A 25040-nucleotide genomic window follows, 5' to 3' on the forward strand; every position below is an offset into this window, starting at 1 on the left:
CGATGGACGACCTGAAATCGATCATTGGAAAAGTGGCGACCGGCGCCAGCCTGTCGCGTGACGAAGCGGCTTCCGCCTTCGACGCCATGATGTCGGGCGAAGCCACCCCCTCGCAGATGGGTGGCCTCTTGATGGCGCTGCGGGTGCGCGGCGAGACCGTGGACGAGATCACCGGCGCGGTCGCGGCGATGCGCTCCAAGATGCTGACCGTGACCGCACCGCCGGACGCCGTCGACATCGTCGGCACCGGCGGCGACGGCTCCGGCTCGGTTAACGTCTCGACCTGCGCCTCATTCATCGTCTCGGGCGCCGGAGTGCCGGTGGCCAAGCACGGCAACCGCGCGCTGTCGTCGCGCTCGGGCGCCGCCGACGTGCTGGCTTCGCTCGGGGTGAGGATCGACCTCAGGCCGGAGCAGGTCGGGCGCTGCGTGCGCGAATGCGGCATCGGCTTCATGTTCGCCCCTGCCCATCATCCCGCGATGAAGAATGTCGGCCCGACCCGGGTCGAGCTCGCCACCCGCACGATCTTCAACCTGCTCGGCCCGTTGTCCAATCCGGCCGGCGTGAAGCGCCAGATGGTCGGCGTGTTCTCGCGGCAATGGGTGCAGCCGCTGGCGCAGGTGCTCAAGAACCTCGGCTCTGAATCCGCCTGGGTGGTGCACGGCTCCGACGGCCTCGACGAAATCACCCTCACCGGCCCGACTTTCGTATCCTCGCTCCACAATGGCGAGATCAGGAATTTCGAGGTGACGCCGGAGGAAGCGGGGCTGCCGCGCTGTGAGCCCGGTGCGCTCAAGGGCGGTGACGCCGACGCCAATGCGATTGCGCTGCAAAGCGTGCTCAACGGCAAGCCGAGCGCCTACCGCGACGTGGCGCTGATGAACGCGGCCGCCGCGCTGGTCGTGGCCGGGCGTGCCAAGGACCTCAAGGAGGGCGTCGCGATCGGCGCGAAATCGCTCGACAGCGGCGCAGCCAACGCGCGGCTGAAGCATCTGATCGCGGTCTCCAACGGCTGAGCCTGACATGTCGGACATCCTGACCAAGATCGAGACGTACAAGCGCGAAGAGATCGCCGCCGCCAAGCGCGCGCAGCCGCTCTCCGTCGTCGAAGAGGCGGCCAAGGCGCAGGCCGCACCGCGCGGCTTCCTGCGCGCCATCAAGGCCAAGCACACCAATGGCGACTTCGCGCTGATCGCCGAGGTCAAGAAGGCCTCGCCGTCGAAGGGGCTGATCCGCGCCGATTTCGATCCGCCGGAGCTTGCCAAGGCCTATGAGGCCGGCGGTGCCGCCTGCCTCTCGGTGCTGACGGACACGCCGTCGTTCCAGGGTCATCTCGACTTCATGGTGGCCGCGCGTGCGGCGACGTCACTGCCGGTGCTGCGCAAGGATTTCATGTTCGACGCCTATCAGGTGGTCGAAGCCCGCGCGCATGGCGCCGATTGCATCCTGATCATCATGGCCGCGCTCGACGACGCCATCGCCAAGGACCTGGAAGACACAGCTATCGCCTATGGCATGGATGTGCTGATCGAGATCCATGACCGCGCCGAGCTCGACCGCGCGCTCAAGCTGCGCTCGCCGATGATCGGCGTCAACAACCGGAACCTGCGCACCTTCGAGACCACGCTCGCGACCAGCGAAGCATTGGCGCCGCTGATTCCCGGGGACAGGCTGATGGTCGGCGAGAGCGGCATCTTCACGCCCGCCGACCTCGCCCGGCTCGAGCACGTCGGCATGTCGACCTTCCTGGTCGGCGAGAGCCTGATGCGGCAGGCTGACGTGACCGCCGCCACGCGTACGCTGCTCGCGCGCGAGACAGCCCGCGCGACCGGTACGCGCTGACATGGCGCGCAAGCCGTCCAAGACAAGGCCGTCGAAAACAAAGTCCGGCCCTGCCCTCACCCATATCGGCGCCTCCGGCGAGGCGCGGATGGTGGACGTCTCGGACAAGCCCGCGACCGAACGGCTTGCGGTCGCGGAAGGCCGCGTCCTCATGACCAGGGCGACGCTGGACCTGATCGTCTCGGGCAATGCCAAGAAGGGCGACGTGCTCGGCACCGCGCGCATCGCCGGCATCATGGCCGCCAAGCGCACCTCGGAGCTGATCCCGCTCTGCCATCCGCTCGCGCTGTCGAAGGTCACGGTCGATATCGAGCCCGACGCCAAGCTGCCGGGCTGCCTCGTCCGTGCCAGCGTGAAGGTGACGGGCCCGACCGGCGTCGAGATGGAGGCGCTCACGGCCGTGTCCGTCGCCTGCCTCACCATCTACGATATGATCAAGGCCGTCGAGCGCGGCGTGCGCATCGAGGGCATCCATCTCGTCGAGAAGCTCGGCGGCAAGTCCGGCCACTACCGCGCCTGAGCGCGCGGTTCTCACTTCAGCGAAGTGCTGATCGATCCGAATTTCGTGTTGAGCTTGCTGCCCATGCCGTTCACGACGGTGATGATCGCAAGCGCGATGCCGGCTGCAATGAGCCCGTATTCGATCGCGGTCGCGCCACGCTCGTCGGCGAGGAAGTTCTTCAAGGTGTTTTTCATCGTCGCGCCCTCTCTGTGTCGTTGGCATGCGTGTTCGCAAATCACGTGCCAACGCCGGCTTGAGGATCGTCAGCATGTTAGATGGTTAAGCCTTGGTTGATCATCGTGCGGCCGGCAGGAATTGACCGGCGTCGCAGGATCCTTGCGGCAATTCCTGCACGTCCTGCATCCCGCGTATCGATTGCTTTTGCCTGTGGGCATTCATGTCGCATTAACCGCGCTTCCTAACTTCGCCTCCACACCGTTCCCGTAAACCAACGGATGTTTTGAGGATCAAGAATTGATCCTGGCGTGTGCGCGGCAACGATCCACATGATGACGAAATACGGCAGTCGCCTCTTTGACCAGGTCTTCGTGCGCAGCGGGCCGATCCGCTGGCTGGTCGTTGGCGGCACGCTGCTGATCGCCGCGATCGCCGTCGGCGCGGTCCTGATGGCGCAGAACTTCCGCGAGCGCGCGCTGCGCAACTCCGGCCGCGAGCTCGAAAACACCGTGCTGATGCTCGCCCATCATTTCGACCAGCAATTGCAGGATTTCGCGGTCATCCAGAAGGATTTTGTCGACCACGTTCGCGCGATCGGCATTGCCAGCGCGGACGACTATCGCAAGCGCCTTTCCGGCCAGGACATCCACCGCCTGCTGCGCTCGAAGATCGAGGCGCTTCCCTACATGGGCGGCGTCAACGTCATCGACGCCGAAGGCAATCTGATCAACTCGTCGACGGCGTGGCCGGCTCCGAAGGTCAACGTCGCCGACCGCGCCTATTTCCGCACCTTCCGATATGCCCCCGATGCGCCCGACGTCCTGATCGAGCCGGTGCACAGCCGCATCTCGGGCGCCTGGACCATCCTGATCGTCCGCAAGATCGTCGGCCCGAACGGCGAGTTCATGGGCGTGGTCGGACGCGGCATCGAGCCGGCCAACTTCGAGAAATTCTTCGAGTCCGTCGTGCTCGGCGAAGGCGCGACCATCTCGATGCTGCATCGTGACGGCACGCTGCTCGCCCGCTACCCGCATTCGGGCGAATTGATGGGACGGAACTTCAGGAACGGCCCGTTCTCGCAGCAGCGAGTCTTCGGCCTCGACCATTTTGCCGGACGCTTCGTCAGCCCCGTCGACGGCGAGGACCGCCTGATCGCCTCGCACGCCCTGCCCCACTTCCCGATCCTGATGATGGCCACCACGACGCGCGCGGCGGCCCTGACGGACTGGCGCGAGCAGATCGGCATCCTGATCTCGGTCGCCGCCTCTTCCGCGCTCGCCATCGCCGGCGTGCTGATCGCGATCGTGCGCAAGCTTCTGGAGCAGCACCGCCTCTCGCGGGAACGGCTGACGCTGGAAAAGCAGCGTCTCGACCGCGCCGTCAACAACATGACCCAGGGCCTGCTGCTGTTCGACGCCGAGCAGCGGCTCGTGGTGTGCAACCAACGCTATATCGAGATGTACGGCCTGTCGCCCGAGGTGGTGAAGCCCGGCTCCAGCTTCCATGACATCATCGCCCACCGCAGCGCGACCGGCTCGTTCACCGGCGACGTCGACGGCTATGTCGCGCGCGTGCTGGGCGACATCCACGCGCGCAACTCCATGGTGGTCGACACCGCCGACGGGCGCTCGATCCACATCCTCAACGAGCCGCTCGCGGACGGCGGCTGGGTGGCGACGCACGAGGACATCACCGAGCGCCGGCGCATCGAGGAGCGCATCACCCACCTCGCCCATTATGACGCGCTGACCGACCTGCCCAACCGCGCCATGTTCCACGAGCATCTGCGCCAGGAGCTGGCCGCCATCACCGACGGCGACGAGATCGCGGTGCATTACATCGACATCGACGAGTTCAAGAGCGTCAACGACGCGCTCGGCCACCTCGTCGGCGACGAGCTCCTGAAATCGGTCGCAACGAGCCTCAGCCGCTGCGCGGGCCCGGCGGATTTCGTGGCGCGGCTTGGCGGCGACGAATTTGCCATCGTGCAGGGCGCGGTGACGTCGCCGGACCAGGTCAACGATCTCGTCGCCCGGGTCTTCCAGGCCATCCGCGCTCCCTTCGACTGCATGGGCCATCATCTCACCACCGACGCCAGCATCGGCATCGCGCTGGCGCCGGGACACGGCACGGTGCTGGATCAGATCCTGAAGAACGCGGACCTGGCGATGTACGCCGCCAAATCCGCCGGACGCCGCACCTATCGCTTCTTCGAGCCGGAGATGGACGCCAAGGTCCGCGAGCGGCGGCAGCTCGAGATCGACCTGCGCCACGCCATCGCCCAAGGGGGGCTCGAAGGCGGCCTCGAGGTCTATTACCAGCCCTGCCTCGGCCTGAAGGACGACCGCATCACCGGCTGCGAGGCACTGGTGCGCTGGCGCCATCCCGAGCGCGGCATGGTCTCGCCGGCCGAGTTCATCCCGATCGCGGAGGATACCGGCCTGATCAACGAGATCGGCGAATGGGTGCTGGCCACCGCCTGCCGCGACGCCGCAAGCTGGCCCGACGACATCCGCCTCGCCGTCAACGTCTCGCCGGTGCAGTTCAAGAGCGGCACGCTGGCGCTGAAGATCATGGCGGCGCTCGCCGCCTCCAATTTTCCGGCCAGCCGGCTCGAGCTCGAGATCACCGAGGCGGTGCTGATCCGCGACGACGACACCGCGCTGGCGATCCTGCACCAGCTCCGCACCATCGGCGTGCGCATCGCGCTCGACGATTTCGGCACCGGCTACTCCTCGCTGAGCTACCTGCACCGCTTCCCGTTCGACAAGATCAAGATCGACCGCTGCTTCGTCAACGACATCGCCGGCCCCGACGGCTCCGCCAGCATCGTCCAGGCCGTCGTCAATCTGGCGGCTGCCCGCCGCATGACCACCACCGCCGAGGGCGTCGAGACCGAGGAGCAGCAGCGCCTGCTCCGCACGCTCGGCTGCTCCGAAATGCAGGGCTATCTGTTCAGCGCCGCAAAGCCGGCGGACAAGGTGCTGGAGCTGTTCGCACTGCATCGCAGCCGGCTCGCCCAGCGCGGCGGCAACGAGAGTCGCCGCCGCGAGGCAGGCTAGGTCGGACCTCGGTTATCAGCGCAGCGGCATTCCCAGAAGCTTTCCTCCAAACACACAACGCAGGTCTGCTCCAGACGCACCTTCAGGGCGTGCCGGGCGCGATGAAGGCGGACGGTCAGGTTGTTGACGGTCACGCCCAGATCGGCCGCAACCAGCTCCCGCGGCTCACCGGCGAGATCCACCCTTCTGATGACTTCGGCATGCTCCGGCTTCAGCAGGGACAGGTGGGTATGAAGACACTCGCAGACCGCGGCATTCGCAGCGGAATCCTGATCGGCTGCAAGACGGTCGTTGAGCTCATGCGGAAAAGGCATCTCGCGAGTCCTGCTCCTTGATGCCTGGCGGTGAAAGTCTGCGATGGACGTGGCCAGGACCCTGCTCAGCCAGCCTCGAACCGAGTCCGCATCACGAATGTCGCCGGATCGCTCCAGTGCACGCAACATGAACGCCTGGAGCACCTCCTCCGCTTCCGCCTTCCCGCCAAAGCGCCGCTGCAAATAATTGCGAAGGCGATCGTAGCTGCCGACGAGGGCAGCACGAACGACTGCCTCCTGCACTTCCAGGGAGCCGGCTGTCAGCATCGGCAGATTCTCGTTCGGCGATTTCATGACCCATCGTCCTTGCATGACATTCGGTAGATCGCTTCGTTGGAGCGGGAACGCGACGGCGCGGCTGCCATCAGCCGGCGCGGCAGCCTCCCGAACAGGGGGCGCGAGCGATCGCTGCGACAGCGGCGCTCACGTGGCGACCTCTGTTTCCGCAAACCGGCGATCGCTCTTTCGGCGTTCTTCCTCTCAGCACGCAGCGTGCGGGAACAGCACCGAGGCCGGCGCCGTCACTCCGCCGCGTGTGAGGTCCTGGCGCGCATCGTCGTCATCCGCATGGCAACGTGCCTCTCGCAGACGAGTCGATCCGCGCTCGCACCTGGAGCGACGCAGTCCGGTTCTCAGGAGCTATCTCAGGCGATGGGGGGCCGGTAGTGGCGACGGAACGTGCCTTCGTCGCCGATCACGTCAGGCGGCGCTTCGCAGCGCGAGCGCGGCACGACGAACTCCGCAACGGCCGGAGCTTGCGGCCACACGGCGCTGAAGCAAAGCACCGAGCCGCAGCAGGTCGCATGCCGCTCGCCGGGCCGGTCATGGTCGTCGTCGTCGCAATCCCCGGCCATCGCAACGTCATGCGAATGTACTGCCGATCCGCCAGCGTGATCGTGCTCATGCGCATCTCCAGCCTGATCGCTCGGATGGTCGCACTGCATCGCTACGTCGAGGGAGATCGAGATCGCGAGGGACGGCGTCATCGACGCGAGCAAGTAAGCGATGGCGACAAGCCATCCCCACCATCTTCGCCTTGGCTTTCGCAAGCCAATCATCCCTGCACCTGCTGTCCCGACCGGAAACATATAGCTCTGGTTGCAGTGACGGCCAACAGAAAACGACGCTCGCGGCTTCGACATTGCAAGAACGGCGATGAGAGTCGTGCGCCGTGCCAGATGCGGCGCGGAAATCAGCTCCCGATTTCTTTCGTCGAGCCCTGTAATATATTGCACCCCTCTCCGTCGCGTGACCGAATCCGTCAATGGTGCTTCATCCAGCCGACGCCTTTGATGTCGTTGAACGAGTCGGTTCTGTGACACAGAAAGCATTGATCGACCGATGCGTGCTCCTGTCCCGTGATCATCCGATCCATCATGACGAAGTGGCCCATGTAGTGGCTCGGCGGCGCCTGATGGCATTGGGCGCAGTCCCTCGAAGTCGGCGAGGGGTGCAGGAAACCGGCGATTTTCCAGGACGCGAGCCCATGGCAATCCGCGCAGTCCCGTCCGAGCAATTCGCGGTGCGGCTCCCGGTTGCTGTGGCAGCTGGCACAGTCGAGCGCAGCCTTTTCCCGCCGTTCTGGCTTTGGCAGGCCGAGAAACTCCTTCAGGTCCGCAGTCAATTGATCGGCTGCGGACCGGTCGAACAACTGCGTGCCGGAGGCGGCCGCCGCGACTTGCAGCAGTGCCGCGTGGTCCATCCTGATCGGCCGCATGTCGCCCATGTGCTCGAGATGGCAGCCGGAACATTGAGTGCCCGCCGCGGCATGAAACGCCGTCGACTGCTTGGCGAGATCCGCGGCGGAAGGCGCGTGACAGGAGATACAGGCCGCTGCGTCGACGCCCCTGACCGGCGTGTGGCAGCTCTCACATCTGTCGGACAGAAAAGCGTGCTTCCCGGACAGCGGCCCGGGCATCACAAATCTCGTCCAGCCCGGGACTAGCTCGGAGCTGCCCCGATAGAGAGCGATCGATACGACGGCCGCGCTTGCGACGGCCAGTGTCGCGACCACGGCGTAGAGCACGCCCCTGATCGTCACGCCAGCCACCGCAGCCCGTAATAGACCTCGGCCGCCACATGCACCGCCAGCAGCGCATACATGACGATCGCCGCCATGACATGCAGCCCGATCCACTTCAGGAAGATCTTCTTGATTGCTTCGCTGGATCCGATCGCCGATTCGAGATCGGAAATACCATCGACGAGTTGCAGCACGGGCACATTCGGCAACGTCGATGCAGGCACGGCGTCCCCCTCACGGACCACACGATCGGGCGACGACATCGCCGACGCAATGTGCTCATAGGCCGACCTCAAGGTCGCCAGATGCGATTGCTGCTGGCGCAGCTCCATCGCGGTTTGCGGCAGGTAGTACCGCCCGACAAATCCGGTGACGACAACGATCAGCATGCTGGTCGCCAGGGCAATCCCAAGCGGACTTTGAAACTTGTGACCGGTATGCAGAAGCGCGAAGAATGCTGCGACGATTCCGGCATAGGCGTGAAACGCCAGGAGCGTCGGCATCGACACGCCTCGCGTGACCAGGACCTTCAAACCCACGCTGTATTTCGTCATCGGATAGACGAGAAGGAGAACCATCAGCACGGCCGCACCGGCCCCGAGGACAAAGCCCGCCAGGCTGCCTGCGAACCGGCTGTCGGAGTGCAGCAGGAAAGCCGGCACCAGCAGCAACAGGGCCGCCAGAACGACGTCGGCGATCAGGCGCTCTCTCCCGTCCATCATGTCAGGCCTCGACGACCAGATCTCCGACCGATCTCGCCTGGCAGGCCAGGATGAGACCGTTCGCCTTGTCGTCTGCGGTCAAGGCGTCCTGGACCTCCATCGTGACGTTTCCTTGCAACAGATGCGTCTTGCAGACGCCGCAGACCCCGACCCGACAGGAATAATCGATCGAAACGCCCGCGCTCTCGGCCACCTCCAGGACGCTCTTGTCCGGAGGCAGCGCCACAACCTTATCGGATGTCGCAAAGCGAATGGTGGCCGTTGCAGGACCGACTGTCGCAGCCCCTCGATTGCTCGCCTCGGCGGCCGGCATTTGCGCTTCGGCCGCGACCTTGCCGGGAGGTGGAACGGCGCCGCGGGCCGGCCCAAAGGCCTCCGTCTTGATCTGCTCGCGCGGTACGCCGAGCCCGATCAACGTCTTCCTGAGCGCGTCCATCATTCCGGGCGGACCGCACAGGTGAACGCGTCGTCTGGCGAGATCGGGCACGGCCTGCGTCAGGAACTCGGCCGTGATCTGCCCCTCGCTTCCCATCCACGACGTGCCCGCGGCCCGCACCATCGTGGCCGCGACGTGCAGATTGTTCATCCTGCGCTGAAGATATTCCAGCTCGTCCCGGAAAATGAATTGCTCGGTCGTCTGCGCGCCATAGACGAGGTAGATCTCGCCGGGCCATGCAATATCCGAGAGATACCGGATCGCCGCCATCAGCGGCGTGATGCCGACCCCGCCACCGATCAGGACGACGCTGTCGGCTTCCACGCCCGTGAATGTAAAGGCGCCGGAGGGGCCCGCCACTTCAACGAGGTCTCCCTCCTTCAGGTGGCCATGCATGTAGTCGGACAGAAGCCCGCCGTCTTCGCGCTTGATCGTGGTCTCGACATAGGCGGTCTGGGCGGCGGACGATGCGATCGTGTAGGAACGCCTGACGGCCTGTCCGTCGATCTCGATGGCATAGGTCAGGAACTGTCCCGGCAGGAATGCAAACGGAATCGCGCCGCCGTCTGGTGCTTGCAGACGAAAGGTCTTCACGTTCGGTGTCTCCTGATAGATCGCGCAGATCCTCAGCTTGCCCTTCCAGGAGCGGCTCGCCTCAACCCGCCGCGGATGGCGATCTGTCTCCCGGGAGGATGTCGCCTCGGGCTTGTCGTTCGGCACGCCGGCGGCCGGCGGGGACACGAGGGGCGCGGCAGCAGCCGGAGCGACCGCAGCGCGTGTCAGCCGATCGACCAGCGCGTTCGCCCGGCGCATGCGCGCGAGGTAGACGGCAAGCATCGCGAGCGAGAACAGCACCAGCAGCGCCATGGTCGTGACGTGAAACCAGGAGACCCCCGGTGCGCCGTCATCGCCATCCATGGCGCCTTGCCGAGGCAGGAGGTTCATCTGCGATTTGAACCAGGCCTGTGCGATTTGCTGCGGCGGCTTGCCCTCGTGCAGCGAGCGCAGCGCGACCACGCCACTCTGGACGGCGTTCAGGGATTCGCGAAGCCGACGCGCCGCCTGATCCGCGGCAACGATGTCGCTCCCGGCAATGGCGTGCCGCAGATCCATCTCAGCACCCGCAAAGCGATCGGTCTCCGCGCTGATCCGCTCGCGCGCCTGGATCTCCAGATTGCTCCGCTGTTCGGCGGACAGCGCCGGCATATTCATCAATGCCGGATAAAACTCCTTGCGCGGCCGGCCCATCATGCCGTCCATTCCACCCATCATCCCCGGCGTGGCGCCGCCGGGCGGCGCGCCGGCCGCACCGCCTGCGGAGCCGGACGCTGCGGGATGATGTGCGGCGTGGTCGTCCTCTGCCTGCGCCAGCTCCCAACCCCGAGCGACCTGCCCTGTCGGATGCGCGCGGCCGAGGCCGAAGTCCGATGCGAGCGCGGCATTCGCCACAAGCTGGCTCGTGAGGACGACGAGCGCAGACAGGCCGGCTCGACATCGAAGGGGCAGACCGAACATGATCTCGCTCTCGATTCCAGCGCTCAGAACGACGCAATCAGAGGCAGCAGGATCGTGTCTGCGGTCTGCTTCTGGCTCTCGTTCAACGACGCGTAGAGCCGCGTGAAGGCCACGCGAGCCGCCTTGAGCGCCTCCAGGCGCTCGGACAGGTGCCGCTCGTAATGCTCCAGACGGTCCGCGCTTCCCAGCCTGTCATCCATCGCGAGCATCTTGCGCGCATCCAGCAGGTGCTGCCGGCTCGACCGCAGGGCATCCGCCACATTATTCCAATCGGCAGCCTGCTTGTCGCTGATCTGCAATTCCGCCTTCAGAAATGCGATCCGCCCTTCGAGCCGCTCGGTCACGTCCGCCGGGCCACTCATCGCGCCGCTGCTGCCAGACGAACTCATCTGGCCGCGCATCATCTTCTCCATCATTTGCATCATCTGCATCATGCCGGAATTGTCCCGGCAGCCGGCGCCCTGGCAGTCCCGCATCTGGCCTTGCGGCGGCATCTTCATCTTGTCGTCGTTCATCTGACCGCCGCTCATGTTCTGCGGCTGACCCGATGGCTGTCCCGTATTCATCTTGCCGCTGGAATCCGACGGTGCGGGCATCTTCGACATCTTGTCGTCGTCCATCATCGCGACGCGAGTCAGATCGGTTGCAGCGACTGCGGACGACAGTCCACCCGGACCCAGCACGAGGACGGTAAGGGCGGCTGCGCTCACGACAAATTTCTTCGGACGATTCATGGTCATTCTCCAGGGTTTGATTCGGATGGTGGTCTGCTCATCGAGATCGACGATGAGGGCAGCGAAGTGCGGGTCAGGCCATATAGACGCGACGCGCCGGAAACTCTTACGCACGGAGACGTCAAAGGCCGCCGCGTGCTGCATCGCTCACCTCCCTGTCATGCCTTCGCCACGGCCATCGCCCCTCGATTTCAATCTGGAGCGAGAAGCTCAGGAAAGTGCGGATCACGATGATCAAGGCCAGGATGCCGAGCCGGTCGAACGACGGCACGATCGCGACCATTCCGATGATGTCGGCGGCAATCAGGAATTCGAGGCCAAGTAGGATGCCGCGACCGAGGTTCGCGCGATAGGAACGAAATGCGTCTGCAGGCGCACCGCGCCGCATCTCGTTCAACGACCAGACCGTTGCGGCAACCACGCCGCACACGATCACCACCACGCCAAGCAGCTCGATCGTCGATGCGGTCCAGTGCAGGCCATGCAGGATGACGCCCTGCACGTCCTCGGTGAAAATCAACTCGGAAGTTATCATTCGCCCGCCTCCCCGCCCTGCCCGGACGAACGGCTTCTGTCCACGCCCTTCGACCAGGTCCGGTAGTAGGCAACGCCCGTCATGATCCAGAGGCCCGCGGCTCCGACGATGAGCTGAGCCGGGATTCCCTCCGATCCAAAATCAAGCAGGAAATGCGCGATGAACGAAAGGAAGAGACCGACGCAGAACACGGGCAAGGATTGCTGGCCACATCGAATCAACGGCTGCAGGAAAGGCGACTTCAGTCCCGGCCAATCGATCGGAACGAGCGAGACGACGATGAGCACCAGGCTCGCCAGATGAATGACCCGATACGGGCTGAGATTGGTCTTGTCGTTCGGTACGAAGACGGCGACGAGTCCCTCGGGGATGTAGTCCCTGAGTCCGGGAATTCGCTCGGCCAGTGTCATCACAAGCGCGAAGAGCAGAAAGCCGCCGCTCATGACAAGGAGCGTGCGGGACGACAGCAGCCAGCGACTTGCCGTCGCCCCTCCCAATGCCAGCCAGGCCCCGAATACGAAGAGCAGTTGCCAGGTAAACGGATTGAAATACCAGACCCCGGCCGGATAGGCGGGCAAGTTCCAGCCGTAATGGCGGGCGGCCAGATAGAGACCGAACGAGCTGATCATCACCGCGTTCCGCCATCGCAACATGAACCAGAGCACGACGGGAAACGCAGCCATCAGCACGATGTAGAGCGGCAGGACGTCGAGATTGAGCGGTTTGAACTTGAGGACCAGGCCTTGCGAGAGCGTCTCGACGGGAAAGTCCATCAGCGGCGCGACGTTGAACTGATCCATCAGGTGAAGGTCGTCGAACCTGTGCGCAAGGTAATGCACGGCGGTGAGATAGACGAAGAACAGCAGAAGGTGGGCGACATAGAGCTGCCATACCCGCCGCAGCAGCCGGGTTGCCCCGATGACGAAGCCACGTTCCATCATCATGGTGCCGAACACGAACGTCGCGGTGTAGCCGGAGATCAACACGAACAGATCGGCGCCGTCGCTGAAGCCGTAATTGCGCGTCGTGAACCAGACCAGCACCGAATTCGGAATGTGTCCGAGGAAGATCAGCCAGTTCGCCAGACCGCGAAACAAATCCAGCCGGACATCGCGCCGGGGCTTGGCCAGCACCGATCTGATCGTGATCGTCTCCCAGAGCCGGCGGCGCAGGACAAATGCAACTTGCAGCGGCCGACCGGCCACCTGGATCGTCTCGTCAATCAAGAGCGTGCTTCCCATTCTTGCGCGATGTTTGCGGATCGCAACCGCGCCGCGATGCTCTATCCACTCGCGAGCCGGCACGCTAGGTGGCGTCGTTGATGCTCTTTTGACGGACATCAAACTCGAGCGATGCACCGGCCAAATCTTTTTTTCGCGCGGTCTTGTAATGAGTTGAGACGCCTCTCGTCCTCGAGTCATTCGATCGACATCGCCATCTTTCCAGCAACGCCTCTTGCCGGCACTGCAAGTGATCGAGGGCACGACATGAAGTCATCGAATTCGCGAGATCGATGCAAATTTTTTTCTGTAAGAAGATCGATACTTCCCGTCGCCTGCTGCAACTCGACGATCCACGCATCGGCGCACGCAAGTGCGCGCGTCGACATTTGATTTTGCTCAACCTAGACAATCGCGCTCCGGGTTTGGTTGCCTGTCAGTCAAGCCACCGGGACTTGATTGACACCAACTCGACAAGTTCAAACAGGAGAAACCAGAATGAGTCACCGCAAGCTGATCGTCGCTGCCGCGATCATGTCGCTCGTCGCGTTGCCCGCCTTGGCGCAGACGAGCACGACGAACACCACCGATGAGAAGAACGGCCACCACTATTCGGGCGGGCCAAAGACCGAGGTCCCGCACCACATGGGCAAGAAAGAGAGCGACGGCGGATCGACCGGCGGATCGGGCGGCAGCCACCATTACGGCGGCGGACCGAAGACGGAAGTCCCGCATCACATGGGCCCGAAGAAGGAGCAATGACGATCGCGCTGTGATCTCGCGGCTTGCGAGCCGCGGGATCACCGCAGAGCCCTATGTCCTAAGCTCGCAATTGATCAGACCCGTCGACTGAGATTTGAGCTGATTGTAAGACGAGGTCCGTTCAACTCGTTCCAAGAAAGAGCGCAAGATGGCTCAGATTTCCGGATATGTCCTGGTCACAGTTACCGGCTTGTCATCGGCCGGCACCGTCGCTGCGCCGGGCCTCAAGGTTGGAGATCGTGTCATCCAGGCCTCGTCACCCTCCCTCAATGGCAACGTGAACATCTTCGAAGCCGTCGTCACGGTCGATGATCAATTGCAACAATTCACCGCTTTCGGTGCTTCGACAGCGGTCACATTCGAAATCCTGGCGCTCCGCCTTTGACACGCCAGCCTCAAAACGAATTCGCCCGGGAGCGGTCATCCGCTCCCGGGCGACTATCTGGACGTCGTAGGATTTAGTTCGGCACCGCAGCCTTCGGCGCGGGCTTGGCCGCGACCGCATTCGCGGTGACGCCATGCAGGAAGTCGTAAGCCGCGTGCAGGGCCTTGTCGTCCTCCTCTTTCGGCGGGACGTAGGACTGCGATCCGGTCTGCTCGGTGCCGTCGGCAGCCTGCAGGTGGCCGCGCATCTGGGACTCCGCCATGGTATCCATCCGGCCCTTCAGCTCGGGCGGCACGTCCTGGAGGATCTCGATGTCGGGCGCAATGCCCTGGGCCTGGATCGAGCGGCCGGACGGCGTGTAGTAGCGCGCCGTGGTCAGCGCCAGCGCGCCATTGCCGGCGCCGAGCGGAATGATGGTCTGCACCGAGCCCTTGCCGAACGAGCGCGTGCCGATGATCGTGGCACGCTTGTGGTCATGCAGCGCGCCGGCGACGATCTCCGAGGCCGAAGCCGAGCCGCCATTGACCAGAACCACCAGCGGCTTGCCCTTGGTGAGGTCGCCACCATGCGCGGTGAAGCGCTGGGTTTCCTCCGGATTGCGGCCACGGGTCGAGACCACCTCGCCGCGCTGAAGGAACGCGCTCGACACCGACACGGCCTGGTCGAGCAAGCCGCCCGGATTGTTGCGCAGGTCCATCACATAGCCCGCGAGCTTCTCCTGCGGGATCTCCCTGGAGATCGCCGCGATCGCCTTCTTCAGGCCGTCGGTGGTCTGCTCGTTGAACGAGGTGACGCGGATATAGCCGATGTCGCCATTCTCGACGTGGAAGCGGACCGGCCGCACATGGATGATCTCGCGGGTGATCGCGATGTCGAGCGGGGCGTCGGCGCCCTTGCGCACGATGGTGAGCTTGGTCTTGGTGTCGACCGGGCCCTTCATCTTGTTGACGGCCTGCTCGAGCGTCATGCCCTGCACGGCATCGCCATCGATCTTGCTGATGAGATCGCCGGACATGATGCCGGCCTTGGACGCCGGCGTATCGTCGATCGGCGAGACGACCTTGACCAGGCCCTCCTCCATCGTGACCTCGATGCCGAGCCCGCCGAACTCGCCGGAGGTGGTCTCCTGCATCTCGGTCCAGGCCTTGTCGTTCATGTAGCGCGAATGCGGATCGAGCGAGGTCACCATGCCGGTGATCGCGCCTTCGATCAGCTTGGCGTTGTCGGGCTTCTCGACATAGCTCGCCTTCACGCGCTCGAAGACTTCGCCGAACAAGTTGAGCTGTGAATAGGCATCATCCGCGCCAGCCGCCGCCCGTGCCGCCCATACTCCGCCGTGCGGACTGGCTACCAGAAGGGTCAAACACGCTCCGGTGAGCGCGCCCAGGGGGAACAGCAGGGTTTTCCGCATGGATAGGCTGGCCTTTTTGCTTGGCGGTTCTCTTGGGCTTGGGAGGCGCCATGCAAATGGCGATCCAGCCCGCTTCTCACAATACCATTCTGGTTTCTTCAAGGCCGGGATGCCAGGCCGGCGGATACACCGTAAAAATCCCTTCGCCCGGACCTAAACTTTTGGCAACGTTCCGAAACCGTTTCATGCAAAGCAGGAATCGGTCGATCGCCCGCGCCTCGCAGCTATGCGATTTTAGGATGGTTTTGGAGAGCCGGACGGGTTAGGCGATGAAACAAGGCTTCAAATTCTCGGGAGGATAATAATGAACGAAAAACCCCGCATCCAGCCGGAAAGGAACGTCGAACTCGGCGCCAGCAGCGAGCCGTTCCAGAATCTGCACGAATTCATCCGCAAAGCACGCGCCAACCTCAACCAGAATGCCTGGGACTATATCGTCGGCGCCGCCGAGACCGAGACCACGATGCGCCGCAACCGGATGGCGCTGGACGAGCTCGCTTTTCGCCCGCGCGTGCTGCGCGACGTGCGCAAGGTCGATGGCTCCGTCGAGCAGTTCGGCCGCAGGATGCGCCTGCCGGTGGTGCTCGCCCCTGTCGGCGCGCTCGAGATCTTCGATCCGGATGGCGCCGCGAGCGTCGCGCGCGCCGCCGGCACCTTTGGGGCGGCGCACATGCTGAGCTCAGTGTCCGAGCCTGGCCTGGAGAAGACCGCCGCAGCCGCCCCCGACGCGCTGCGTCTCTACCAGCTCTACGTGCGCGGCGACGACGCCTTCGTCGCCGATGTCGTCAGCCGGGCCGAAAAGCACGCCTACGCCGCCTTCTGCCTGACCGTCGACACCGCCCATTACAGCCGTCGCGAACGTGACATCGCCAAGCGCTACGTTCGCGAGAGCCGCCTGCGCGCCACCGGCGGCGATTTCCAGAAAGGCCTGGAATGGCGGACCGTGAAGATGATCACGGACAAGTTCAAGATTCCGCTGATCCTGAAAGGTATCGCCACCGCGGAGGACGCCCTGATCGCGCTCGATCACGGCGTCGAATGGATCTACGTCTCCAACCATGGCGGCCGCCAGCTCGATCACGGCCGCGGCGCCATGCATGTGCTGCCTGAGATCGTCGAGGCCGTGAAGGGCCGCGCCAAGATCATGGTCGATGGCGGCTTCGGCCGCGGCACCGACATCGTCAAGGCGATCGCGGCGGGCGCCGACCTCGTCGGCATCGGCCGGTTGCAATGCTGGGCGCTGGCGGCGGCCGGCGAAGCCGGCGTGACGCGGATGCTGGAGCTTCTGGAGGACGAGGTGCTGCGCTGCCTCGGCCTGTTGGGCGCCACCTCGTTCACCGAGGTCAACAAGTCCTGCCTGCACCAAGCCACCGCGACGAACGCGCCGAGCGTGTTCAGCGCGTTCCCGCTGTTCGACCACGAACCTTACCGGTACTGATCCGAAAGGACGCAATGACCTCGCTCTCTCCCGGCAGCGCGGATGCGCTTCTGTTCGACCTCGGGCGCGTCGTGCTCGACATCGATTTCTCCAAGGCGATCGCCTGCTGGGCGGGACACGCCGGCTGCAAGCCGGAGGCGATCATTGCCCGCTATGTGCGCGACAGCGAGGCGTATCGGCTGCACGAGGTCGGCAAGATCAGCGACGAGGAGTATTTCGCCTCGCTACGCACCTCGCTCGGGATCGGCATCTCGGATGCGCAATTCCTCGAGGGCTGGAACGCGATCTTCGCGGGTGAAATGCCCGATGTCGCGGAGCTGTTGCCGCGTGCGGCGAAGCAGATGCCGCTCTACGCCTTCTCCAACACCAACCAGCCGCATGTCGACCATTTCTCGAAGGAATACGCCGACCTGCTCGGCCATTTCCGCGAGCTGTACCTGTCGTCCAGCATCGGCCTGCGCAAGCCGGACGCGGCGGCGTTCGACCATGTCGTGGCGGCCATCGGTGTGCCCGCCAGGCGCATCGTGTTCTTCGACGACCTCGCCGAAAACGTCGAGGGAGCGCGGGCGCGCGGATTGACCGCGGTGCATGTGACCTCGCCCCGCGATGTCGGCGACGCGCTCGAGGCGCTGGGAATCTGATCGAGACGCATCGGCCGGCGGGTGAAACCGGGGAGCTCCCGGAACCGATCTGGCCGAGATGAGGAACCAAATCGCTTTGTACATTTTTATACAGAGTTCCGGGAACGGAATGCCCGCTTCCGGACTCTTGAGTCCGTTGGGACTTCTACAGACGGACGTATCATCGTGTTGGGCAAAACCTACCTCACCAAACAAGCCTCTCTTCTGCTCGAATTCGCCAGAACGACTTCGGATTCTGACCTCTCCGCCAAGCTGATCAGCAAGGCCGCCGACCTGAAATCCCAGGCCGATCCGCTGCCCGACAAGGATCAAGGCCCCAAGCCCCCTGACGTGGCTCCCGACGTGGCGCCGGACCTCCGTCCGGACCGCCAGACCGGTCGATGACCGATGCTGGCCGTGGCTCCCGTCATTGTCGTCCTTGCCATGGCCACGCTCGTTCCCGTCTTTCTCGTCCGTCAGATCATGCCGCGGCAAAGCTGACGGTCCCTCATGACTGGACGGATCAAGCAGGATAAATCCTGATCCGGTCCCATTTTGCTTCATCGCCCGCGCTCGGCTAGAACTCTTGCCGCCCATTCGTCCAGACTTTCCGAGCAGGAGTTTCGCCGTGGCCTTGATGCCGGTTTCTGACGCGCTCGCCGCGGTGCTGGCCGGCGCGGAGCCGCTGCCTGAAGAGATGATTCCCCTCGACGAGGCCTACCACCGCGTGCTCGCGCGCGACGTCGCGGCGCGGCGTACCCAGCCGCCCGAGGCGATGTCGGCCATGGACGGCTACGCCGTGCGCGCAGCCGATGCGGCCAGGGTCGACGCGCAGCTCACCATGATCGGCGAGGTCGCGGCGGGCCGGCCGTTCGCGGGAGCGGTCGGCGCCGGCGAAGCGGTGCGAATCTTCACCGGCGGCGTCGTTCCCGCCGGCGCGGACGCGGTCGTGATCCAGGAGGATACGGTCGCCGAGGGCAAGCGCATCACGATCAAGGAAGCCGCTATCGCCGGTCGGCACATCCGGCCCGCCGGCGTCGACTTCCGCGAGGGCGACGTGCTCCTTCGCAAGGGAACCCGGCTCACCGAGCGCGACCTCGCGCTCGCCGCCGGGATGAACCATCCAGACCTGCCCATCCGCCGCCGTCCGAAGGTCGCGATCCTCGCCACCGGCGACGAGCTGGTGATGCCGGGCACCACGCCGGGCCCCGGCCAGATCGTCTATTCCAACGGCTATGCCCTGCACGCCCTCGCCCGCCAGGAGGGCGCAGATACCATCGACCTCGGCGTTGCCGCCGATACGCTGGAGGCCACCACAGCCGGCATCCGCCGTGCCCGAGAGAGCGGCGCCGACATCCTGATCACGATCGGCGGCGCCTCGGTCGGCGACCACGATCTGGTCCAGCAGGCGCTGAAGGCCGAAGGCATTGCGATGGCGTTCTGGAAGATCGCGATGCGGCCGGGCAAGCCGATGATGCACGGCCGGCTAGGGGCGATGGGGGTGATCGGCCTGCCCGGCAATCCCGTGTCGTCCTATGTGTGCGGCTTCCTGTTCATGGTGCCGTTGATTCGCGCCCTGTCGGGCCGCGCCGTGATTCACCATCGTCGCGAGCGCGCCGTGCTCGGCCGCGATGTCGGCGCCAATGACCAGCGCGAGGACTATCTTCGTGCGCGCCTGGAGCGGCGCGACGACGGCATGCTTGTCGCCCTTCCCGTCAATCATCAGGATTCCTCGCTGCTTGCGAATCTCGCTGCGGCGCAGGCACTTCTCGTGCGCGCGCCGTTCGCGCCGAAGGCCGAGGCAGGCGCGCCTTGCGAGGTGCTGCGACTGCCCGCCTGAACGCACTGGTCCTGCGCGTTCCGCGAACTTTGTCGCGTTCACGGTAAATTAAGCAGTTGCGGAACACATATCGAACATATAGTGTCCGTTCATGATTTGTTTCGAGCATCTGGCGGCTCGCCGCTGAATTCACCGTCTCGGAATCGAACGACATCAACCGGGGGATTTGGTCGAGATGTTAACGCGCAAACAATACGAGCTTCTGCGATTCATCAGCGAGCGTTTGAAGGAAAGCGGTGTGCCGCCCTCCTTCGACGAGATGAAGGACGCGCTCGACCTGCGCTCGAAGTCGGGCATCCATCGCCTGATCACCGCACTGGAGGAGCGCGGCTTCATCCGGCGCCTGCCCAACCGGGCCCGCGCGATCGAGGTGATCAAGCTGCCCGAGCTGCAGGCCGCCGCTGGCAACCGCCGTGGCTTCACGCCGAGCGTCATCGAGGGCAATCTCGGCAAGGTGCGAGCGAGCTCCAGCGCGGACGAGGGCGAACGCCCCGTCGCGGTGCCGGTGATGGGCCGCATCGCGGCCGGCACGCCGATCGAAGCGTTGCAGACCCGCAGCCACACCATCAGCGTACCGCCCGACATGCTCGGCTCGGGCGAGCACTACGCGCTCGAAGTGCGCGGCGACTCGATGGTCGAAGCCGGCATCCTCGACGGCGACATGGCGCTGATCCAGCGCAATGAGAGCGCCGACACCGGCGACATCGTGGTGGCGCTGATCGACGACGAGGAAGCGACGCTGAAGCGCTTCCGCCGCCGCGGCGCCTCGATCGCGCTCGAGCCCGCCAATGCGGCCTATGAGGTCCGCATCCTGCCGCCCAACCGAGTGAAGATTCAGGGCAAGCTGATCGGCCTGTACCGGAAGTACTGAGCATGATCCGGACTGGAGAGCCGCGTTAGCGCAAAGTGCGCAGCGGTTTTCCCTCGCGACAAGCGCAGGACGCGCTTGCGCGGAGATCATGCTCAAGCAATCACCTAAGCGCGGCCCGCCGGTTGGCGACCCGCGTCGTTGACGATTGGAGCGGACGATTGTCCGCTCCGGCTGGATAGTCTTTCTGGTTTTGCTCAGATTATCCGGCCCCTCTCTAGCGCTACATCCTCGCGACGCCGCACGAAGCCCTCATCGCTTCGTGGCCCTGGAGATCGAGGAGGCAATCAATGCGCAAGATCGTTTTGAGCACCGTCACGGTGGCGCTGATCGCAGCATCCGCGTCGGCATCGCAAGCCTTCGCCGCGCAGTCGCACCATGCCCGCAAGGCAACGCCGACGACGGCGAGCGAGCAATTGCGCAACGCCGTCGCGCAGCCGTCGCAACCCGCCTGGCAATATTCGGGCTGGTCGGCACCTGCTGGTCGCTGACGAAGATGCACGCCAAATGCACGGAAGCGGTTTTTGTTCCTGACGCATTTGAAAAAGATATTGTGATGGCAGCCTGCGAAGCCAAGCCGCAGATTTGCCTACAACCGAGAAGACGCTAACATGCTTCCACTCTGATAGAGGCCAGTGCCTCCGAAGGAGGCGCGGGTCGCTATCCCTGAATGAGGAGCACCCGATGTGTGACTACAGCCTGCATGCCGTCGCGACGCGTCCCGCACAAGTCGGCGAGACGATCGTCACGACCACCTTCCGCGGCACCTCGACGCGCGGCTTCGCCTCCGAGGCCGACATGTCCGTCGCGGTCTGCCTGCTGCCGGGAACGGAGCTCGCCTTCGCCGACAACGTCCGCTACGACAATCGCTGGATCTGGACGCGCACCATCAACTCCCGCGTCGGCAAGTTCGGCAAGATCGATCCGCACATTCCCGATCGCCATCATGACGCGATCGAATTCCCCGACGGCAAATACGTACTCGTGACGCAACTCGTCGAAGGCCAGCGCGCGACCGTGCTGCAATTGCCGGTGACCCAGCCGGCCGGCGAGCGTGAACACAAGCCGGAGATCATCGCTGACAGGCCGACGATCACACGCCTGCCGATCGGCTGATGTACCTCCCCCCGGCGCAGAGGTCGGGGCCGGGATTGAAATTGCCATCGCCGGCCGTGGCCGGCGAGATGGTATGATTTGCGTCTTCCGGAATCTTCCGCCGAGATCAGGCTCGCACCTGCCCATCGCACGAAGTTTGCGCGGCCCTGCCTGAATTTTGAACGTCCGTTCCGCGGCCAGATCGCCGATGCTGTCAAAGGCTTGAGGCGGCGGACACGTTCGATGAAAACCTTCATTCGCGTCGTTGAACTCTGGGTGCCGGACCGGACGCGCATGCGGCTGGAATTCGGCGGCGGCCTCTACGGCGAAGGGCTGTCCGCGTTCAAGGCCGTGAGCGAGGACTTGCGCTTCGGATACGACGAGGGCCTTCCCGGCAAGGCCTGGGCCAGCGGCCATCCCGTGATCCTCACCAAATTCGCCAACTCCTATTTCAAGCGGACCGACCAGGCGCTCGCGGCCGGCCTCACCTGCGGCGTGGCGGTCCCGGTGTTTTCAGGCGAGTTTTTGCAGGCCGTCATGGTGCTGTTCTGCGGCGACGACGAGGCGCATGTCGGCGCGATCGAGCTCTGGCACAATGATCCCGATAGCTCCCACGAGATGGGGCTCGTCGACGGCTACTATGGCACCGCCGACATGTTCGAATTCAACTCCCGCCACACCAGGTTTCCCCGCGGCTTCGGCCTGCCCGGACGCACCTGGAAAGCGGGCCTGCCGCTGATCATCAAGGACCTGCACAACGCCAGGAGTTTTCTGCGCTGGGAAGACGCCGCCGAGGTCGGGATCAATCTCGGCGTCGGCGTGCCCTATCGGACCGGCACCGACCAGACCTGGGTGCTGACTTTCCTGTCCGCACAGGCGACGCCGATTGCGCGACGCTTCGAGATCTGGGTGCCGAACGAGGCCCGTTCGGCACTGGTCTTTCGCGCCGGCGATTGCAGCGCGCAGACAGACCTTGCCGCGCTCTATGCGGACAAATCCATCGGCAGGGGCGACGGCAGCATCGGCGGAGCCTGGGCCACCGGCATGCCCGCGCTCAACGACGATCTCGGGCACGACGGCTCGGCCGCAGCCGCGGAGGCCCGCGCAATCGGACTGAGCCAGATGGTGGCCCTGCCGGTAATCGGGAGCGCTGGGCTCGAAGCCGTGCTGGCCTGGTACCTATAGCCCGTCCGCTCAATCCTCGGCCTGCAGGTCGGCCTCGGACGGCGTCGCGTCCCGGTTACGGGGGGCCGCCGCCTGCGGCGCAAGGCTCGCGCTGAAATCGCCCTCGCCGGCGGTCGCCGGCGACCACGGACGATCGGTGCCTCTCGCTTTCACCGCCTGAACCGCAAAGCCGTCGCCGCGCCGTGTCAGCGCGAGCGCGCCTTGCGCCGCGAGTCGCTGCCGGTCGACCACCATCGCCACACAATCCGCTGGCGCCGGCCGCGCCGTCACCACCAGCGCAGCGCGGCTGCAATCGTCCGCCAGAGCGTCGATGCGCAAGGCCAGCGCGACCAGGCGCCCGTCGGCGAGCGGCGTCACGCAGCCGGCCTCGTCGCACGACACGCCGGCGGCGAGCGAGGGACTACCGGCATCGCGCGGATCGGCGTCGGCAGCCAACCACTCCTTCAGCAGAAAGCCGTCCTTGTTCGCCCGGATCATTTGCAGGTGCCCGTCCCTGCCCCGCACCGCGACACTCTGGCCGTCCCCGGCGATCAGGATATCCGGCTGCCGGCCTGCCAGCCCCCAGAGGATCGCGACCAACAGCACCAGCGCGCCTGACCACCGTAAGGGCGTGCGCAGCAGGCCCATCACGATGATCCCGAGGCTCGCCGCGATCAGCGGCGCAATGCCGAACGCCGGGATGCGGCCGACCGCGCCCGGCAGCGCAGCCACCCAGCGCGAGACCGCGACCATCCAGTCGATGCCGATCCCCATCAGCCACCAGAACACGCCGTCGAGCCCGAACGGCGCCGCGAGCAATCCGAGCAGTCCCGCCGGCATCACCAGCGCCGACACCACCGGCATCGCCCCGAGGTTGGCAAGCACGCCGAACGGGGTGACGCGGTGGAAGTGGAAGGCGGCATAGGGCGTGGTCGCAAGCCCCGCGATCAGCGAGGCCAGGAACAGCATCGCGATCTCGCGGCCGCCCCACATCGCGATGCGCGCGGTCGCCGAATGATCGGGCGAAGCGAACAGGTTCGGCATGCCGATCTGCACCAGCGCAACCAGCCCCAGCGTTGCCGCAAACGACATCTGGAAGCTCGGATGCACCAGCGCTTCGGGCGCGACCGCGAGCACGATCAACGCGGCCACGGCCAGCGTGCGGAAGGTGATGGCGCGTCGGTCGACCATGACGGCGATCAGCACCACGGCGGTCATGAAGAACGAGCGTTGCGTCGCGACCTCCGCGCCCGAGAGCAGCAGGTAGAATGCGGCGGCTACCAGCGCCGCAGCCGCCGACCATTTCTTGATGGGGAAGCCGACCGCCAATCCCGGAATCAGAGCGAGCAGCGCGCGGACCGCGAAGAACACGACGCCGGCGACCACCGCCATGTGGTAACCGGAGATCGAGAGCACATGGCCCAGCCCTGAAATGAACATGGCATCGTTGACGGGCGTGGTGATCGCGTCGCGCCGCCCCGTCAGCAGCGCCGTCGCGATCGCGCGATTGTCGCCTTCGAGCGTTGCCCGGACGCGCGCGTCGATCGCATCGCGCAGGCCCTGCATGAAGGCGGCATAGCGCAGCCGCAAGCCACCGGCATCGGGCGGCACCGCAGCCGCGATCGCCCCCATCACGAAGCCGGAGGCGCCGATGCCCTGGAAAAACATGTCGCGCGAGAAATCGTAGCTGCCGGGGCGCACCGGCGAAATCGGCGGCATCAGCCGCGCCTTCAACTGCACGAAGCTGCCGACCTCCGGCGCAGTCCCCTTGCGCACCGAGAGGCGCACGCGCTCCAGCTTCACCTCGCTCCGCTGCGCCTCCATCGCGGCGACACGCAGCACGAAACGGTCGGTGCGCTCGCGGACGTCGCGCGTCTCGACGAAGCCCGACAACGACACCGAATAGAGCGGTTTTGCGAGAACGGTGTGAGCAATGCGCGCCGTCTTCCAGGTCGCCACGGCAAAACCGGCCGCAATCGCCGCGATCATGATCGCGGGGGCGAACAGCCGGCTCCGCCGCAACAGGACGGCGCCAAGCATGAGCGCGGCCGCTATCGCGGCAACGACCCACAGCACCGGCTCGTGATCGGCGGTAAAGTAGAGTGCGATGCCGCTGCCGAAGGCGACCGGCACCCACGGCAACAGCCGCCCGGCGCCGGCCTCCGCGCGCATCCATCCGCGCATCGCCTCGACGAGTGCGGGCCAGGCGCCAAAGCCCGCCGGCGCAAACCCGCCGGCCGGAGCAGCCCAGCCAACGGGCCAGGTCCCCGCAATCCCTTGGGACCGTGCTGGCCGGCCCGGCTCCGCCATTCCCTGCACCTTGCGATACGCGACGGAGGCCGAGGCTACCGGAACGTGCAGGGCGGCGAATAGCG

The 25040-nt window shown here is 65.1% G+C and carries 25 protein-coding genes; 14 read left to right on the forward strand and 11 right to left on the reverse strand.

Annotation, left to right across the window (positions count from 1 at the left end):
- Window positions 1-2: 2 nt before the first annotated feature.
- The 3 genes from trpD to moaC are packed head-to-tail and all read left to right on the forward strand — an operon-like array spanning window position 3 to window position 2362.
- On the forward strand, window positions 3-1016 hold the full coding sequence (trpD, locus tag ACE10W_RS21315; protein WP_028171799.1) for an anthranilate phosphoribosyltransferase: 1014 nt from the start codon (window positions 3-5) through the stop codon (window positions 1014-1016).
- A gap of 7 nt (window positions 1017-1023) precedes the next feature.
- Window positions 1024-1842 carry an indole-3-glycerol phosphate synthase TrpC gene (gene trpC, locus ACE10W_RS21320; RefSeq protein WP_304568387.1) on the forward strand — a complete coding sequence of 273 codons (819 nt, stop codon included), beginning with the start codon at window positions 1024-1026 and terminating at the stop codon, window positions 1840-1842.
- Window position 1843: 1 nt separating this feature from the next.
- Entirely contained in the window at window positions 1844-2362 is a 519-nt protein-coding gene (moaC, locus tag ACE10W_RS21325; RefSeq protein WP_161534817.1) for a cyclic pyranopterin monophosphate synthase MoaC, read from the forward strand.
- Window positions 2363-2373: 11 nt separating this feature from the next.
- Here the strand turns inward: moaC and ACE10W_RS21330 are convergent, their stop codons facing one another.
- Window positions 2374-2538 carry a Flp family type IVb pilin gene (locus tag ACE10W_RS21330; protein ID WP_304568386.1) on the reverse strand — a complete coding sequence of 55 codons (165 nt, stop codon included), beginning with the start codon at window positions 2536-2538 and terminating at the stop codon, window positions 2374-2376.
- 312 nt (window positions 2539-2850) lie between these two features.
- On the opposite strand from ACE10W_RS21330, the gene ACE10W_RS21335 reads away from it, so the two are divergent.
- Window positions 2851-5583 carry an EAL domain-containing protein gene (locus ACE10W_RS21335; protein ID WP_375761898.1) on the forward strand — a complete coding sequence of 911 codons (2733 nt, stop codon included), beginning with the start codon at window positions 2851-2853 and terminating at the stop codon, window positions 5581-5583.
- Here the strand turns inward: ACE10W_RS21335 and ACE10W_RS21340 are convergent.
- The 8 genes from ACE10W_RS21340 to ACE10W_RS21375 all read right to left on the reverse strand — a co-directional run bounded on the left by ACE10W_RS21340 (window position 5580) and on the right by ACE10W_RS21375 (window position 13088).
- A complete protein-coding gene (locus ACE10W_RS21340) occupies window positions 5580-6191 on the reverse strand; it encodes an RNA polymerase sigma factor (protein WP_028171794.1) in 612 nt (203 codons plus the stop codon). The genes ACE10W_RS21335 and ACE10W_RS21340 overlap by 4 nt on opposite strands.
- Before the next feature lie 350 nt (window positions 6192-6541).
- Window positions 6542-7162: a hypothetical protein gene (locus ACE10W_RS21345; RefSeq protein ID WP_211433611.1), complete on the reverse strand. Its 621-nt coding sequence runs from the start codon at window positions 7160-7162 to the stop codon at window positions 6542-6544.
- Window positions 7159-7938 carry a class III cytochrome C family protein gene (locus tag ACE10W_RS21350; protein WP_304568712.1) on the reverse strand — a complete coding sequence of 260 codons (780 nt, stop codon included), beginning with the start codon at window positions 7936-7938 and terminating at the stop codon, window positions 7159-7161. The genes ACE10W_RS21345 and ACE10W_RS21350 overlap by 4 nt, the downstream gene beginning before the upstream one ends.
- Window positions 7935-8642, reverse strand: coding sequence for an iron reductase (locus ACE10W_RS21355; RefSeq protein ID WP_375761899.1), 708 nt, complete (start codon window positions 8640-8642; stop codon window positions 7935-7937). Before ACE10W_RS21355 ends, ACE10W_RS21350 begins: the two co-directional genes overlap by 4 nt.
- Window position 8643: 1 nt before the next feature.
- Window positions 8644-10593: an FAD-binding oxidoreductase gene (locus ACE10W_RS21360; RefSeq protein WP_375761900.1), complete on the reverse strand. Its 1950-nt coding sequence runs from the start codon at window positions 10591-10593 to the stop codon at window positions 8644-8646.
- 23 nt (window positions 10594-10616) lie between these two features.
- Entirely contained in the window at window positions 10617-11471 is an 855-nt protein-coding gene (locus ACE10W_RS21365; RefSeq protein WP_375761901.1) for a Spy/CpxP family protein refolding chaperone, read from the reverse strand.
- The gene (locus ACE10W_RS21370; RefSeq protein ID WP_082757022.1) at window positions 11449-11862 is read right to left on the reverse strand and encodes a DUF1622 domain-containing protein; all 414 of its coding nucleotides are present in this window, start codon (window positions 11860-11862) and stop codon (window positions 11449-11451) included. The genes ACE10W_RS21365 and ACE10W_RS21370 overlap by 23 nt, the downstream gene beginning before the upstream one ends.
- On the reverse strand, window positions 11859-13088 hold the full coding sequence (locus ACE10W_RS21375) for an OpgC domain-containing protein (RefSeq protein ID WP_375762767.1): 1230 nt from the start codon (window positions 13086-13088) through the stop codon (window positions 11859-11861). The genes ACE10W_RS21370 and ACE10W_RS21375 overlap by 4 nt, the downstream gene beginning before the upstream one ends.
- Window positions 13089-13580: 492 nt before the next feature.
- Here ACE10W_RS21375 and ACE10W_RS21380 point away from each other — a divergent pair, with 492 nt between their 5' ends.
- Both ACE10W_RS21380 and ACE10W_RS21385 read left to right on the forward strand, forming a co-directional pair.
- Entirely contained in the window at window positions 13581-13844 is a 264-nt protein-coding gene (locus ACE10W_RS21380; RefSeq protein WP_375761902.1) for a hypothetical protein, read from the forward strand.
- Window positions 13845-13992: 148 nt separating this feature from the next.
- Window positions 13993-14229, forward strand: coding sequence for a hypothetical protein (locus tag ACE10W_RS21385; RefSeq protein WP_375761903.1), 237 nt, complete (start codon window positions 13993-13995; stop codon window positions 14227-14229).
- 73 nt (window positions 14230-14302) lie between these two features.
- Here ACE10W_RS21385 and ACE10W_RS21390 read toward each other — a convergent pair whose 3' ends face one another.
- Complete coding sequence (locus ACE10W_RS21390; protein ID WP_011087590.1) at window positions 14303-15640, reverse strand: S41 family peptidase; 1338 nt, start codon at window positions 15638-15640, stop codon at window positions 14303-14305.
- Window positions 15641-15944: 304 nt separating this feature from the next.
- Between ACE10W_RS21390 and ACE10W_RS21395 the strand changes: the two genes are divergently transcribed.
- From ACE10W_RS21395 to ACE10W_RS21430, 8 genes are all read left to right on the forward strand, one after another.
- A complete protein-coding gene (locus tag ACE10W_RS21395) occupies window positions 15945-17078 on the forward strand; it encodes an alpha-hydroxy acid oxidase (protein WP_375761904.1) in 1134 nt (377 codons plus the stop codon).
- A 14-nt stretch (window positions 17079-17092) separates the two neighbouring features.
- Entirely contained in the window at window positions 17093-17719 is a 627-nt protein-coding gene (locus tag ACE10W_RS21400; RefSeq protein WP_304546746.1) for an HAD family phosphatase, read from the forward strand.
- A gap of 165 nt (window positions 17720-17884) precedes the next feature.
- Window positions 17885-18103, forward strand: coding sequence for a hypothetical protein (locus ACE10W_RS21405; RefSeq protein WP_038967214.1), 219 nt, complete (start codon window positions 17885-17887; stop codon window positions 18101-18103).
- Window positions 18104-18326: 223 nt separating this feature from the next.
- Window positions 18327-19538 (forward strand): gephyrin-like molybdotransferase Glp, encoded by a 1212-nt coding sequence (glp, locus tag ACE10W_RS21410; RefSeq protein WP_271554154.1) that lies wholly within the window; start codon window positions 18327-18329, stop codon window positions 19536-19538.
- A gap of 175 nt (window positions 19539-19713) precedes the next feature.
- A complete protein-coding gene (gene lexA, locus ACE10W_RS21415) occupies window positions 19714-20409 on the forward strand; it encodes a transcriptional repressor LexA (protein WP_011087594.1) in 696 nt (231 codons plus the stop codon).
- 287 nt (window positions 20410-20696) lie between these two features.
- A complete protein-coding gene (locus ACE10W_RS21420) occupies window positions 20697-20897 on the forward strand; it encodes a hypothetical protein (protein ID WP_375761905.1) in 201 nt (66 codons plus the stop codon).
- A 193-nt stretch (window positions 20898-21090) separates the two neighbouring features.
- On the forward strand, window positions 21091-21522 hold the full coding sequence (locus tag ACE10W_RS21425; protein WP_028171781.1) for a hypothetical protein: 432 nt from the start codon (window positions 21091-21093) through the stop codon (window positions 21520-21522).
- Between the two features lie 222 nt (window positions 21523-21744).
- Entirely contained in the window at window positions 21745-22686 is a 942-nt protein-coding gene (locus tag ACE10W_RS21430; RefSeq protein ID WP_028171779.1) for a GAF domain-containing protein, read from the forward strand.
- A 9-nt stretch (window positions 22687-22695) separates the two neighbouring features.
- Here the strand turns inward: ACE10W_RS21430 and ACE10W_RS21435 are convergent, their stop codons facing one another.
- A complete protein-coding gene (locus ACE10W_RS21435; RefSeq protein WP_375761906.1) occupies window positions 22696-24975 on the reverse strand; it encodes a ComEC/Rec2 family competence protein in 2280 nt (759 codons plus the stop codon).
- Window positions 24976-25040: the final 65 nt, after the last annotated feature.

It is taken from the genome of Bradyrhizobium sp. B025, from assembly GCF_042257955.1.
GTDB lineage: Bacteria > Pseudomonadota > Alphaproteobacteria > Rhizobiales > Xanthobacteraceae > Bradyrhizobium > Bradyrhizobium diazoefficiens.

Bases quoted from the DNA above. Each gene is read 5' to 3' on its own strand.
- ACE10W_RS21380 (WP_375761902.1), top strand. From the start codon at position 13,581: ATGAGTCACCGCAAGCTGATCGTCGCTGCCGCGATCATGTCGCTCGTC.
- ACE10W_RS21355 (WP_375761899.1), bottom strand. From the start codon at position 8,642: ATGATGGACGGGAGAGAGCGCCTGATCGCCGACGTCGTTCTGGCGGCC.
- ACE10W_RS21360 (WP_375761900.1), bottom strand. From the start codon at position 10,593: ATGTTCGGTCTGCCCCTTCGATGTCGAGCCGGCCTGTCTGCGCTCGTC.
- trpD (WP_028171799.1), top strand. From the start codon at position 3: ATGGACGACCTGAAATCGATCATTGGAAAAGTGGCGACCGGCGCCAGC.
- ACE10W_RS21330 (WP_304568386.1), bottom strand. From the start codon at position 2,538: ATGAAAAACACCTTGAAGAACTTCCTCGCCGACGAGCGTGGCGCGACC.
- ACE10W_RS21400 (WP_304546746.1), top strand. From the start codon at position 17,093: ATGACCTCGCTCTCTCCCGGCAGCGCGGATGCGCTTCTGTTCGACCTC.
- ACE10W_RS21435 (WP_375761906.1), bottom strand. From the start codon at position 24,975: ATGGCGGAGCCGGGCCGGCCAGCACGGTCCCAAGGGATTGCGGGGACC.
- ACE10W_RS21370 (WP_082757022.1), bottom strand. From the start codon at position 11,862: ATGATAACTTCCGAGTTGATTTTCACCGAGGACGTGCAGGGCGTCATC.
- ACE10W_RS21365 (WP_375761901.1), bottom strand. From the start codon at position 11,471: ATGCAGCACGCGGCGGCCTTTGACGTCTCCGTGCGTAAGAGTTTCCGG.
- ACE10W_RS21335 (WP_375761898.1), top strand. From the start codon at position 2,851: ATGATGACGAAATACGGCAGTCGCCTCTTTGACCAGGTCTTCGTGCGC.
- ACE10W_RS21430 (WP_028171779.1), top strand. From the start codon at position 21,745: ATGAAAACCTTCATTCGCGTCGTTGAACTCTGGGTGCCGGACCGGACG.
- lexA (WP_011087594.1), top strand. From the start codon at position 19,714: ATGTTAACGCGCAAACAATACGAGCTTCTGCGATTCATCAGCGAGCGT.
- moaC (WP_161534817.1), top strand. From the start codon at position 1,844: ATGGCGCGCAAGCCGTCCAAGACAAGGCCGTCGAAAACAAAGTCCGGC.
- ACE10W_RS21385 (WP_375761903.1), top strand. From the start codon at position 13,993: ATGGCTCAGATTTCCGGATATGTCCTGGTCACAGTTACCGGCTTGTCA.
- ACE10W_RS21395 (WP_375761904.1), top strand. From the start codon at position 15,945: ATGAACGAAAAACCCCGCATCCAGCCGGAAAGGAACGTCGAACTCGGC.
- ACE10W_RS21390 (WP_011087590.1), bottom strand. From the start codon at position 15,640: ATGCGGAAAACCCTGCTGTTCCCCCTGGGCGCGCTCACCGGAGCGTGT.
- ACE10W_RS21425 (WP_028171781.1), top strand. From the start codon at position 21,091: ATGTGTGACTACAGCCTGCATGCCGTCGCGACGCGTCCCGCACAAGTC.
- trpC (WP_304568387.1), top strand. From the start codon at position 1,024: ATGTCGGACATCCTGACCAAGATCGAGACGTACAAGCGCGAAGAGATC.
- ACE10W_RS21340 (WP_028171794.1), bottom strand. From the start codon at position 6,191: ATGAAATCGCCGAACGAGAATCTGCCGATGCTGACAGCCGGCTCCCTG.
- ACE10W_RS21420 (WP_375761905.1), top strand. From the start codon at position 20,697: ATGCGCAAGATCGTTTTGAGCACCGTCACGGTGGCGCTGATCGCAGCA.